Genomic DNA, 14,085 nt, shown 5'->3' on the forward strand with positions numbered 1-14,085 from the left:
ATTTTATTTAACTATTTGCAACCCTTGCGGTTGGTACACTTGCTGCTGCCGGCTGCCAAACCACACCTAGCGTGACCGCGCCTGTGACCCAGCCAATTACTGTTGACGCCCTACAAGCGTATAACTGGCAGCTTGTCGATGCTAAGCGCACCAATGGCGACAAAGTTAGCCAATTATTCTTTGATCCAAGCAAACCATTGACGCTTAATTTTTTTAAAGATAACGGTAATGACCGCGTGAGCTTTATCAATACCTGCAATAATATGGGTGCCAACTATAGTGTGGTAAATGGCAATGTCGTACTCGGTAATGTTTTATCAACAATGATGGCGTGCCCTGAGCCACAAGCCAGCTTTGATACAGCGACACTTGCAACGGTACAAGGTAAATATAGCATTAATAAGAATGCCAATAACACGCCTATCTTGACGATTACTAATAGCAATCAAGTGGCTCATTTTAAAGCCGTTTCTAAATAAGTTAATCGTTTAATATAAACGTTTTAAAATCTGACCATTTAAAAATGCCTCACTAAACAGTGGGGCATTTTTTTATCTAAAATTCGTGACGCTTTCCGCTACACTGTCATAAGTCGCTAAGGTCAAATGTTTAAGCCATTAAGATATTTCTTATGCCATCAACTTTTTAACCTTATCAAAACTCTCATTTTGTATTTATCAGCATTTTATTGGATGTCATTTATGTTAGAAATATTTGGAGAAAAATCATCTGTCAACCTACGCACAATAACTGGCATCACGGCGATAACGGCTTTTAGTTTGTTAACGGGCTGTCAGACGTTGCCAAGTACGATGCCTAAAGCGAATCATGCAACCAAAACACCTATTGATACAAGTGCGAGTAATCCGCTGACGGCGCGCATGCCAGCGATAGATCGGCACGGGCACATTGCTTATGTCGAAGAGCAGGGAGCAGGAGCTGCAAAGATATCAACGCTATATAGTATTCGTCCTGATGGTAGCGACCGCCAATTGATAGATCAGCTCAATGGTTATATTTATGCGCCAGCGTGGTCTGCCGATGGTCAAATGCTCGTCTATAGCAAACAAGTCGCGCGCCAGTCTCCAAAGATTTATATTTATGATCGCAACAGCAACACCCAAAATCTAATCGTCAATGCCGAGGGCAGTAACTTATCAGCCTCATTTTCGCCTGACGGGCAAAAACTGCTTTATAGCTCAACCGTCGGCGGCAATGCTGATATCTATGAGATGCGCTTAAGTGACGGTCATACCAAACAGCTTACGACCTTAGCGAGCACGGAAGTGCAGCCAAGCTACGCAAGCGACGGGCAAAGCTTTGTCTATACCAGCGACAAAGTGCGCGCTGGTCGTCCCAGTATTTATCGCTATCACTTTGCTACCGGTAAGGCGACATTGATACCGACCGCAGGCTATGCAGCCAGCCCGCAACTGAGCTTGAATGGACAGTATTTAGCCTATCTTAATGGTCGTAAGGCGGCGGTCATGACACTGGCTACAAGGCAAGTGGTTAATCTAGCAGAGACAGGACTTGATGAGCCCGCGCGTCTGTCGCCTTCTGCACAGTATGCTGTCTATCCCACAAAGCTTTCGCAAGTGAGCGGTCAAAATGGTAGCAGTTTAGTGATTCATTCTTTAGCTGGAAACTCAAGTTACGCGATTAGTAGTAAAACAGGCGGCGTGGTGCGCTCACCCATTTGGGGTCGTTAAGGGCAAAACCTATGTATTATGTAATGGAATGTATATATAATCACTAACAAAGAAACATAAGTTGATTGAATAACCTGCGATTTAGAGGTCGCATAACCGTACGTTAAATTCCTTATAGCCCAAGATTGTATGGCAGTAATGTCTTATTGTTCAAAATACAACAAGCAAAATTTCTGAAATAAAGTCTTGCGCACTAAGGCAATAGTTGAAGCTGAATGAATAAATCCGAATGAAGTAAATCTCATTAAAGAAACGTCGAGTAACTTTCAGTCATATAAAAAATCGTATAACTGAGTCATCAAAATTTTGGATTAGGCGAGCAAAAGGAGAGAGCGGTTTATGCAAGAGTCCTTTTTAGTTTTTATCACTAAAATCAGTTTGTACCCGACGATTATTTTTACGGGGCTTGTCATGTTTGTGACGTTATATTGGCTGGTGTCATTACTCGGCATGGCAGATATGGATAGCGTAGATTTTGGTGAGCCAGATGGTGATGTTTCTACCTTGTCATCGACGGCGTTTTTCACTGGTCTCATGCTCAAATTTGGTCTTTATGGCGTGCCACTCATCATCATACTAAGCTTAATCAGCTTAATCGGTTGGCTATTAAGCTACTTATATACGAGCTTTTTACACCAGTATTTTGACTCAGGCGTTCTGTATTATTTATTCGGTACCGGGGCGCTCATTTTTGTATTGGTCGTATCCATGTGGCTAACTGGTATGATCATTGCACCCATCCGTAAAAATATCGCCAAAATACCCAAACGTAACGCATCTAGTAATATCGGTAAAATCGCCGTGGTACGTACATTGAGTGTGACTGACAAACATGGTGAAGCAGAAGTAAATGATGGCGGCGCAGGCTTGATACTCAAAATCCGTTCAGACATCAATAATGATTTGCTCAGGCAGGGTGATAGAGTGACGTTGATAGAATATTTAGAAGATAGCAACACCTACCGAGTCGCTCCTGTAAAAGAAAAGTCGTATAAACCGCCGCTATAAATAACTTTAAAATTGAAATAAATAACATTTCTCCATTCGCTTTATAAGTTGGCTGATTGGCGGTACAGAGATAACTAATAGTTTGTTTCTAAGTATGGTATTAACTGTTTTAAATTTGGTTGCAATGTTCTCATTAAAGGAATGAATATGGATATACTCATTATCGTCGGCGTGGTTGTGGTGCTGGCGTTTGTTTTTATTATGGCAGCGCTGTTAATGCTCAAGGCTTTTTATTTTAAGGTAGAGCAGGGCAAAGCGCTGATTATCAATGGCGTGAGTAAAATCGCCGTGCGTTTTGATGGTGGTTTTGTTTGGCCAATCATCAACAAAAAAGAATTGATGAGAATCTCCCTTATCACCTTAGAAGTCGATAGACGCGGTAAAGAAGGGCTAATTTGCGCCGATAATATGCGTGCGGATATTACAGTGGCGTTTTACTTGCGTGTTAATGAAACAGAAGAAGACGTCCTTAAAGTTGCCAAATCGGTTGGGGTTGAAAGAGCTTCAGACAAAGTTGCCGTCAATGAGCTATTTAATGCTAAGTTCTCAGAAGCGTTAAAAACAGTAGGCAAGCAGATTGATTTCGTCAAACTCTTTGAAAATCGTAGCGAGTTTCGTGACAGCATCGTGCAAGAAATCGGTAATGATCTTAATGGCTATGTCTTAGAAGACGTGGCGATTGATTACTTAGAGCAAACGCCGAAAGCGTCACTCGATTCAAGCAATATTTTGGATGCTGAAGGTATCAAAAAGATTACCCAGCTAACAGCTTTCCAAAACGTCATCACCAATGAGCTTGAGCGTGACGAAGAGCTGGCCGTTAAGAAGAAAAACGTCGAGACCAAAGAGGCGATGCTGGAGCTAGAGCGCCAACAAGCCGATGCTGAAGCCAAACAGCGCCGTGAAATCGCGTCAGTGATTGCCCGTGAAACCGCTGAAACTCGCAAAATTGAAGAAGAAGAGCGTAAAAAATCCGAAACAGCCGTTATCATGGTTGAGCAAGATTTGGCGATTCAGCGTGAAAATCAGCAGCGTGAAATTGAAGTCGCTGGACAGAACCGCTTGCGTGCCGTTGTGATTGAAGAAGAAAAAGTCACCCGCGCTCGTGATTTAGAAATCGTCTCGCGTGAGCGGGAAGTCGACTTGCAGCGTATTGAAGCTGAACGCGCCATTGAGCTTGAGAAAAAAGAAATTGCTAACGTCATTCGTGAGCGTATCGCGGTAGACAAAACGGTCGCACAAGAAGAAGAGCGTATCAAAGAAGTTCGCGAAGTGAGTGAAGCCGAACGCTCGAAGCAAACGCGTGTCCTAGCCGCCGAAGCCGATGCCGAAGAAATCAAAGTACGTCAGGTGAAAAAGGCTGAAGCAGAAGAGTTGTCTGCTAAGCATAAAGCGGTTGAGATTACCACACTTGCGACGGCCAATCTTGAGGCAGCTGCCAAAGAATCGGAAGCCAAAATGAAAATGGCGGAAGGTATCAAAGCTGAAGAGTCTGCGCATGGTTTTGCTGAAGCGGCCATTCAAGAAGCCAAGTCGGTATCTTTAGAAAAAGAAGGACTTGCCAAGGCTAATATTATCAAAGCGACTGGTCAAGCGGAAGCGCAGTCAGAACGTGAAAAAGGTATGGCTGATGCTGAGATTATCGCCGCTCGCGGTGAGTCTAATGCCAAAGCCGAGCGTGACATCGGTATGGCAAACGCGCAAGTGATTGCCGCTCGTGGTGAATCAAATGCCAAGGCGGAACGTGAAGTTGGGCTGGCAAAAGCGGAAGTTACCCGTGCGCATTTCCAAGCCGAAGCAGATGGTTTGGTCGAGAAATTCAATGCTATGGGTAGTATGAGCAAGGAAGCACGCGAGCACGAGGAGTTCCGTATGGGACTTGAAACTGCGCTACAAGAAGCCATGGCATCAATTGAAGCCGGTAAAGAGATTGCCAAAGAAAATGCTGAAGTCTTGGCGGTCGCGCTACAAAAAGCCAAAATCGATATCGTTGGTGGCGAAGCGCACTTCTTCGATAACTTTGCTAAGTCGCTATCTATCGGTAAAGCCATTGATGGTCTCGCTGGCAAGTCAGATACGTTAAGCGGCATTATCAATACAATGATGGCCAATCAAGTAATAACCAAAGCGAACAAGCAGAATGATGATGAAACGGCTTAGTAACATCATTAGTCGACATGACTGATTTATTATCAGCAAGATTTGACCCATAACTTTTCATTAATAAGCAATCTGTCACTTAAGTGGCGGATTGTTTTAACCAACTCAATCTAAACGCTTTAACATAGCAGTAGTTAATGACTACTATTAACCATGAGTTGACTAGAGATGGCTCATCTAAAAAAACCAGCGGTAACCACTCGTTTTTTTAGATGAGCCAAGTGCTTCTTTAGTTCGAAAAACCTTAGATTTATCTGATTGCCTAAAAATGGACGAGCAACGATGGCGGATACGCAAAACGCAACCAATTCAAATAACACCAATAGCCAAAATCAATCCGAGCAAACGGATCAAGCGGTCGCTTCAGGTAATGCTTATGAGCTTATTAAAAAGCGTCTTATTGAGCAGGGTAGTCGGCTAGAGCAACAGACCGCTAAGCTGAATCATGCGCGTCTGCAAGAGTTTGGCAGCACGCAGATGCAAGTCATCGCCCGCACCCGTATTCGTACCGAATACAACTGTGTGGCGCAAGATATGGTACAAGTGGGCGACTATCTGTTATTTGGCTACAACGTCTTTATGGGGCTAAAGCGGGCGAGTAATATCAAAGATGTGTTGTCGCTATATCGATTGATAGAGCCTACTAATAAAAATGGTGGTGATGAAAGTCAGCAGAATGGTCTCGATAGTAACGATAGCATGGATAAGGAAAGCGCTGAGCAAGAATATCAGCTGGAAGAAGTGGATCTAAAAAATACCTTTTTAGATCAAGAGGCATTTGTCCAAGATTTTAATGAGCTATATCGTTATTACAAGCACACGCGCCTGATTCAGCTGACCGTCAAAGACAGCAAATTGCTATTGGCCTTTCAAATTGGCGAGCGTATCACCGATATTCGCGTCTTTCGTTTTGCTCTAGATTTTAGCCAAGGCACACCAGAGTCAGCCCAAATTGCCTACGTAGACAATCGAGGCGAGCGTGATATCGAGTTGCCTCCTGCTTACGATTTTGATTGGGTAGATACCACGCGTGAGCAGATGGTCAATGGTAAATATCCACATATGAATATCTTAGATACCATCTTTGTAGAAACCATTGGTGGCGATTTGACCATTAAGATTGAGGATAATACTCAATCAGGGCAGGGTATTTATAGCGAGCCTGTGAATGATCGCACCCAGTCGTTGACTGACGCTGAAATTGCTTATGCCAAAGTTGGCAGTTTAATACTGCTGAAAATACTGCCGTATCGCGAAGACAGTTATCGTTATTTTGTTTATAACACCTTGACTGAAGCCGTATTGCGTTTAGATGCAATTGGGCAGTCGTGTGTACAGCTGCCTGAAGATCACGGTATTATATTTCCCGGCGGTTATTATCTACAGACGGGTGAGTACAAGCTGTTCGATGCCAATAATGTCGGTGCTAATGACTTAAAGTTTAAACGTAAAATCGTATCGCCCAATGGTGAAGACGTGTTGTTTTTATTTTACGATGTCGCTTTAGGTATCACAGGGTTATTTCCTTACAACCTTATTAAAAAACAATTGGCAAATCCCATTTACTGCAATGGTATGGCATTGGCAGACAATGGGCGTTTGGTACTATTTAATGACCAAAGTGAGCCGTCACGCATTCACCCGATGCAGATATGGCATACGCCTTATGCGTCACCTGAGTATGTCAGTGAGTTGCCTGAAAGCAGCAGTTTTTATGGCAAAATTGGCAATAAAGAATTGGTACGGGGTATCTCCGACCTTTATAGCATCACCCGCCTGATTGATAATCAAAGCGTGTCACAAAAACTCTATGAGGAGCTAGCGGATAATACCAGCCGCCTCTTTGATAGCTATTACTGGTTGTCTGACCCTGAGCTTAATGACGTTGCCAGTAGTATTAAGGACGTAACGGCGACTGCTGAATTGGTCATTGATGAGTTTGCCAAAGTACAAAGCATCCAAAAGCAAACCCAAACGGCGTTAGCCGATGCCGATACGCAGCAAAATGAGATATTACGGCAAATACGTGTGACCACCTTTGAGTCTGCCGGTGATTATGTGGAGCAGCTGTCGGCGTTAAGACGACAAAAAGGCCGCCTGGTCAGCTTGGAGGACTTGCGTTACTTAGATAGAGCTAAGCTACAGGCATTGCAAACACAGTTAGAAGCAGCAGAAAGCGAGCTCGCCGAAAAAACCGTCTTATTTTTAAGTGAAGACAAAGCATTATCAAGCTACGAAGACATATTAGCAGAGGTCAGCGAACGCTTAAATGCTGCTGAAACCAATAGCGAGCTAAAGCCAGTACTAGATAAAATTGATGAGACAGCACAAGGCTTAGATTTATTGACCGAGCTATTAGGCACATTAGATGTTGCCGATGCCACGGTACGCACCCAAATTATCGATGACATATCGACCATTTATTCGAGTCTCAATCAAAGCAAAGCCAAGCTTAATCATAAGCGTAAAAACTTAGGTTCTGCCGAAGCAGTCGCGCAATTTGGCGCGCAGTTTAAGCTATTTGGTCAGTCCATTGCTAATGCCTTGTCGATTGCCAATACGCCTGAGAAATCCGACGAGCAAATGGCGAAATTACTGGTACAGCTAGAAGAACTAGAAAGCCAGTTCGCTGATCCAGAGAGCGGTAGTGGTGATCAGTTTTTAGCAGATATCATAGCCAAGCGTGAAGAGATTTACGAAACCTTTGAAAATCATAAACAGCAGCTGCTTGATACCCGAAATCGTAAAGCCCAGAACTTAGGGGATGGTGCGCTGCGGATGCTTGAGAGTATCAAAAAGCGTACGCAGAGCACAGGCGTCACTGGCTTTAAGGAAGAAGAAGCGCTCAATACCTATTTTGCCTCAGATGGCTTAGTCCAAAAAGTACGCGCTATCGCTAAGAACTTGCAAGCGATGGGCTTTAGTGTCAAAGCCGATGATATTGATGCGCGCTTAAAAGCCATACAAGTTGAGAGTTATAAGAGTCTAAAAGATAAGTCTGACTTGTTCGAAGATGGCGGTCAGATTATTAAATTGGGCAAACACCGCTTTTCGGTTAATACTCAGCCTTTAGATTTAACGTTGCTCAGTCGTCAGCAGTCAGATGGCAAGCGTGTGCTCAATTTGCATCTAACAGGCACCGATTATTATGAAGTGCTCAATAATGCTGAGTTAAATGCCTTGCGCCCTTATTGGGATATCAATATCGCCTCTGAGTCTGACACCGTTTATCGCGCTGAGTACTTGGCGTATAGCATTATCGAAAGTGCCAAAAAAAGCCAAGACGGCTTGACGGAAGCGCGTTTATATCAGGCCTATGATGCGACGCGGTTAACCTTCGATAGCAAGGGTGAGATAGATGAGGACAGTCCGCTACCTAAACTCGTCAGGGCCTATGCCACGCCGCGTTATCAGCTCGGTTATGACAAAGGTATTCATGACCATGATGCGACGCTGTTATTGCTACAAATATTACCCACCCTACGTGAAGCTGGGCTACTGATTTATACCCCGCAAGTACGGGCGTTGGCGCAACTATTTTACTGGCAGTTAAGTTTAACCAAAGCGCTCGGCTTAGAAGCGCTACGTCAATTTGGTTATGATACTTGGTTAAATGAGCTGGTACTGACGCGGGTACATAACTGGCAAGATAGAGCCATTACAGCTGAACAATTGCATCGAAGCCTGGGCAGCGATACTGCAAAAGCATTGCTGGTTGAAGATATGACGCATGTGATGCAGAGCTTTGTTGCCGCTTATAACGCCGATAAATTTGCTTTAGAGGACGGCTCAGCTTCAAAGATTAGCCAAATTCATCAACCCGCTATGGTTAGTAATACGACTGTCTTTCAGCAAGGCTACGTGCAGCAAGCTTGTGAATATTTGGTCAGTGTTATGGGGCAAGTTACTACGCCCAATGGCAATATCGAGTGGCAGACCAGCCAACAAGCGCAGCAGTTATGTGAGCTATTGAGCAAAACACTAAATAGCGCGTCAGCCAATGCGCAAAATAACATGGGTTTTGAGCAACTACAGTACTCGATTGGCAAGCTTGGTTTACAGCCAAAATCAGCCTATGAATTACTAGCCACATGGTTTTATGCGCTGATCGATCAAACTTATGGCAATGATAAAATAGCTGACAGTCAGAGCCATGCAAGCGGTGACAATGCACTTAGCGAAGATCAGCAAGCAAAAATCGATGAAGAAAATATCTTACGCCAACAGCAATTGGCAAGTGATCGTCATTACGTGCCCGAAGCAATTGCTGTTTTACTTACTCAGCTAAATGATACTCAAAGAAAAGATTTGGTACAGCATCTTATCGAGTCAGGGGTAAGCTTTGATAGTATTAATAAAGGCGCAACGAGCACTTCGTTTTCGACGCCCTCTTTATCGACCTCGTTAACCAGCCTCAATAACCCACTTAATCAAGCGCAAAGCTTCGAGCGTCGCATAAGTAAGGTCTCGCTTGAAATTCAAGTCAATAATTTGCTAGGTGAGCATGAGCGCATTCATCAGCAAACCTTAACCTTTGCCGTTGATGATTTCTTAAGTCGTTTGCATCATCACGACACCCAAGTTATTCCTGCTTATCGGCGCTATCTAGCGATGCGCTCAGAGATTTTAAATACATCAAAAGAAACGTTGCGACTTGATGAATTTATGCCGCGTCCGTTATCCTCATTTGTACGTAACCGTCTGATTAATGAAAGCTATCTGCCACTTATCGGTGATAATCTCGCCAAGCAAATGGGCACGGTTGGCGAAGATAAGCGTACCGATTTGATGGGTATCCTGATGATGATATCGCCGCCAGGTTACGGTAAAACCACCTTGATGGAATACGTTGCGAACCGTCTTGGTCTCATCTTTATGAAGATTAACTGTCCGTCACTCGGTCATGATGTGACGTCTTTAGATCCCGAAAAAGCACCCAATGCCACCGCCCGCGAAGAGCTGAATAAAATTAACTTAGCTTTTGAGATGGGCAATAACGTCATGCTTTATCTCGATGATATTCAGCATACCCATGCAGAATTTTTGCAGAAATTCATCTCACTTGGCGATGGTACACGCCGTATCGATGGCGTCTGGCAAGGCAAGACCAAGACCTATGATATGCGTGGTAAAAAGTTCTGCGTGGTCATGGCGGGTAACCCATATACCGAAAGTGGCGAAGCGTTTAAAGTACCTGATATGCTTGCCAACCGCGCCGATATCTACAATTTAGGCGATATCATGAGCGGTATGGAAGAGATATTCGCTCTCAGCTATATTGAAAATTCGCTCACCTCTAACGCGGTATTAGCGCCCCTTGCCAACCGTGATTTGAGCGATGTTCATCGTCTTATAAAGATGGCAAAGGTAGACAATACCAATCTTGCCCAAGCACAAAGCAGCGAGCTGACTTATCCCTATAGCACCTCGGAGATTAATGAGGTTATCGCCATCTTGCGCCATATGTTTACCGTGCAAAAAGTTATTCTCGATGTCAACCAAGCCTATATTACGTCCGCCTCGCAGGATGATAAATATCGCGTTGAGCCGATATTTAAGCTGCAAGGCAGTTACCGTAATATGAATAAGATGACTGAAAAACTCTCGGCAGTCATGAATGAGAACGAGCTGAATCAGCTAATCGATGATCATTATCTAGGCGAGTCGCAGCTATTGACCCAAGGCGCAGAAAGCAATCTACTGAAGCTCGCTGAGATACGCGGTGTCTTGACTGAAGCGGAAGCCACACGTTGGATGCAAATCAAGGCTGACTTCTTACGCAATAAAGCCATGGGCGGCGAAGACGGTGATACAGGCGCGCGCATTGTCGCTCAATTGGTCGACTTGGCGAGTGGCTTTAATGCTATTAGCAGCCAGTTTGAAACGTACCTCACGCAAAATAATCCAGAGCAAATCGCTCGCTTACGAGAAGCGGCACAACAAGTGCAACTCGATAACCAATTAGAAGCACAGAAAATCCTTGCCGATAGCGTCCTTAGCAATGCCAAAGTCGTCAGCGACAGCATCGATAATGGCTTTGAAAAAAGTATGAATCAGCTGATAAAAATCTATAAGCATGATCATAATATTGGAAAGGCGGAAAGCGAGTATCTCAAGCAAAACCAAGACGTGCAAAAAGCACTGATGGTACAGCTGGTTGACGCCGTTGAACAACTGGCGCAAAAAATGGCTGATAGATTATCTGAAACCTTATCTAAGAGTGATGAGAATAAAACAATAGATAGTAATATCCCTGATATTCATCAACAGACTGTACTGATGGCAAACGCACTTAAAGAGGCGCTTGCGCCACTGACGATGCGAATGGACGAGAAGTTGGCAATTGATAGCAGCACCGATCAATCTGGCAAACTTATCGTCAATAGTCTTAATAGGCTGAACAAAATATTTGATGATTATGAATAGTCGTATTGATAAGAGAGGTAAACTATTGATGCATCAAACAAACCAATGAGAAAAATATGGCGCACAAAAAGAAAAACGTCCGCAAAAAACTCTGCCCTGTCTGCGAGCGCGAGTTTAGTTGGACTAAGAAGCTGGATAAAAACTGGGAGAGCATGGTCTATTGCTCCGACCAATGCCGACGCGTTAAAAAGTATGAAGGGCTGGATCATCAAAAAGAAGCTAAGTAGGCAGTAAACATTAACCATAGATGTTAGATATACGGCAGAAAGGAGCAGACGATGGCACATAAAAAAGTAAACCTACCGCAAAAAACCTGCCCCGTCTGCCAGCGCCCGTTTACGTGGCGTAAAAAGTGGGAGAAGGATTGGGAGCAGGTGATTTATTGTTCTGAGCGGTGTCGGCGAGGTGAAAAGGTGAGAGTAACTAAGTTATTATCTACTTTTTAAAAGCCAAAAAATTAATCTACTCTAAGATTGGGTCTCAATATGTCATCTCACACTAATGAAAAACGCTCTCTAAAAATTTGGAATACTTTTGAGCAACAGTTAAATATTTTGCAAAGTAGAGGATTAGTTATTGAGGATTTTGAACGTTCCAAACATTATCTTTCATGCATAGGTTATTACCGTTTAAGTGGCTACTGGTATCCTTTTCGTTTGCCAGTTAGTCATAAAAAACGAGATGATTTCTTCGTAGAAAATACATGTTTCAATGATGTGTTAAATATTTATCAGTTTGACAAAAAGTTGAGATTGATATGCCTAGATGCGTTAGAGCGTATTGAAATGGCTATTAGAACTGAAGTTGCGTATCTATTGGGTCGTTCAGACCCTCAAGCTCATTTGTATGGAAAATTCTTAGATGGAGATTTTACAAGATATGATAAACGTCTTGGTAAATCTAAACATGAAATTTGGTTAGAGCATTATCATCAACAAATCAAGCGTTCCAAGAAACAGGCATTAATTCAGCATCATCTTCAATATTACAATGGCATACCTATCTGGGTAGCAGTAGAGGTAATTGATTTTGGTTCTATATCTATACTGTATTCAGGACTTAAATATAAGCATCGTCAGCAAATTGCAGAAAAATATGAAACTAGTGAGGATGTATTTACGAGTTGGATACATTCATTAAATATCGTCCGGAATATTTGTGCTCACCACTCTAGACTATGGAACACTAATATACCTAAGCCAGCTAAAAAATCAAAAGATATAAAACCTTGGCATGACTTAGATAGAAGGAAGATATTTTTCTACTTATGTCTTATGAAGCATTTTCTAAGTATTATAAATCCATGTGCAACATGGGATAAGCGAGTTGAGTTATTACTCTTGAACTTTCCAATAGTTGCCAATGAGGCGATTTCTGAGGAAGACATGGGATTAAAAAGTTGGGAAGATTGGAACTTGTAAAGTATTGAGACAAAAGAAGACCGCCACATTTCTTATCGAGACATGCTCAGTAAGTAGAGGTGGCGGTGCTGTTGAGCGCATTATACCTAAAATTTATAGTAAGAGCAAGAAGAAAATGAACTGTTTGCTAATTCGAGTTTAAACGTTTTCCAGAGTTTTTTGTACTCTAATATCAATATTATTTATCCAACTAATCTTAAATATTTTTATCAAATTTAAAGTATTTATAATAAGGCCGCAACTTATAAAACAAACACTCACTTAGCATCTTTTTTAGCAAAGATATTCGCAACTAACGCACCACTAAAGTTATGCCATACACTAAAGATTGCGCTAGGTAAGGCCGCGACAGGGTTGAAATAAGTTGCCGCAAGGGCAGCGCCCAGACCAGAGTTTTGCATGCCCACTTCTATCATAATCGCGCGGCGTTGTCTCTCCGTAAAGCCAGACAAACGGGCGATCAAATACCCCAAGGCATAACCGGTCATATTATGTAAGGCAACCACGATAAACACGATAGCACCGCTGTCTAGAATAGTCGCTTTAGACACGGCAACCACCGCCGCTATAATAATGGAAATACCCAATACCGATACCATTGGTAATACCTCGGTGACGAAATCGATTTTTTTACCCAAAAATTTATGAAAGATAACACCTAGCAATATGGGCAAGATTACGATTTTTGTAATGGTTATCATCATACTGGCCAAATCGATATCAATCAGCTGACCCGCAAAAACACTGAGCAGAATAGGGGTCAGAAAAGGTGCAAGTAGGGTAGAGATAGAGGTAATCGCCACACTCAATGCCACATCACCTCTGGCTAAGAACGTAATCACATTACTAGACGTTCCGCCAGGGCAACAGCCAACCAAGATGACACCGACCGCGATTAAAGGATCAAGGTTGAAAATGACCGTTAATAGGTAAGCGATCAACGGCATGAGCGTGAACTGTGCCAACAATCCTACCAGTACAGGTTTGGGGCGTTTGACAATTTCTAGAAAATCTTCCGTTTTGAGTGTCATGCCCATCCCAAACATAATGATGCCAAGTATGGGAACGATCAAAAAAGCCAATGAGGCAAAGAATTCAGGAAAAATAAATCCCAAAACAGCACTGACCAATGCCCAGATTGCAAAGGTTTTGCCAATCCAACTAGAAAGTAATGCAATCTGATTCATAGCCTATGCCTATCTCACAAAGATAAAAATAATAGAATAGACAATAATCTAGCATGGTTCTTGTTAGTAAATGATAAAAGTATTTTGCTATTAACTTAGCGATAAGTTTGCTGAAGGTGGGCAAAATGAAATACTATAAAAAATGGCTTACCCATATTAAATGAGTAAGCC

9 protein-coding genes are annotated in these 14,085 nt (G+C 42.8%); 8 read left to right on the forward strand and 1 reads right to left on the reverse strand.

Going from position 1 to position 14,085, the window contains the following annotated elements; translation table 11 throughout:
- The first annotated feature begins 71 nt into the window (after nt 1-71).
- From CXF58_RS10895 to CXF58_RS10930, 8 genes are all read left to right on the forward strand, one after another.
- The gene (locus CXF58_RS10895) at nt 72-479 is read left to right on the forward strand and encodes an META domain-containing protein (protein ID WP_228706601.1); all 408 of its coding nucleotides are present in this window, start codon (nt 72-74) and stop codon (nt 477-479) included.
- A gap of 222 nt (nt 480-701) precedes the next feature.
- On the forward strand, nt 702-1,712 hold the full coding sequence (locus tag CXF58_RS10900; RefSeq protein ID WP_102077515.1) for a PD40 domain-containing protein: 1,011 nt from the start codon (nt 702-704) through the stop codon (nt 1,710-1,712).
- Between the two features lie 339 nt (nt 1,713-2,051).
- Nucleotides 2,052-2,720, forward strand: a complete 669-nt coding sequence (locus CXF58_RS10905; protein WP_102077516.1) for a DUF1449 domain-containing protein — start codon at nt 2,052-2,054, stop codon at nt 2,718-2,720.
- A 147-nt stretch (nt 2,721-2,867) separates the two neighbouring features.
- Entirely contained in the window at nt 2,868-4,880 is a 2,013-nt protein-coding gene (locus CXF58_RS10910) for a flotillin family protein (protein ID WP_102077517.1), read from the forward strand.
- Between the two features lie 282 nt (nt 4,881-5,162).
- A complete protein-coding gene (locus CXF58_RS10915; RefSeq protein WP_102077518.1) occupies nt 5,163-11,306 on the forward strand; it encodes a DNA repair ATPase in 6,144 nt (2,047 codons plus the stop codon).
- A 56-nt stretch (nt 11,307-11,362) separates the two neighbouring features.
- Nucleotides 11,363-11,533, forward strand: a complete 171-nt coding sequence (locus CXF58_RS10920; protein ID WP_102077519.1) for a DUF2256 domain-containing protein — start codon at nt 11,363-11,365, stop codon at nt 11,531-11,533.
- A gap of 51 nt (nt 11,534-11,584) precedes the next feature.
- Nucleotides 11,585-11,752, forward strand: coding sequence for a DUF2256 domain-containing protein (locus CXF58_RS10925; protein ID WP_102077520.1), 168 nt, complete (start codon nt 11,585-11,587; stop codon nt 11,750-11,752).
- 39 nt (nt 11,753-11,791) lie between these two features.
- Nucleotides 11,792-12,727, forward strand: coding sequence for an Abi family protein (locus CXF58_RS10930; protein WP_102077521.1), 936 nt, complete (start codon nt 11,792-11,794; stop codon nt 12,725-12,727).
- Between the two features lie 257 nt (nt 12,728-12,984).
- Here CXF58_RS10930 and CXF58_RS10935 read toward each other — a convergent pair whose 3' ends face one another.
- Entirely contained in the window at nt 12,985-13,914 is a 930-nt protein-coding gene (locus CXF58_RS10935) for a bile acid:sodium symporter family protein (RefSeq protein ID WP_102077522.1), read from the reverse strand.
- Nucleotides 13,915-14,085: the final 171 nt, after the last annotated feature.

The organism is Psychrobacter sp. Sarcosine-02u-2 (genome assembly GCF_002836335.1).
Lineage (GTDB): Bacteria > Pseudomonadota > Gammaproteobacteria > Pseudomonadales > Moraxellaceae > Psychrobacter > Psychrobacter faecalis.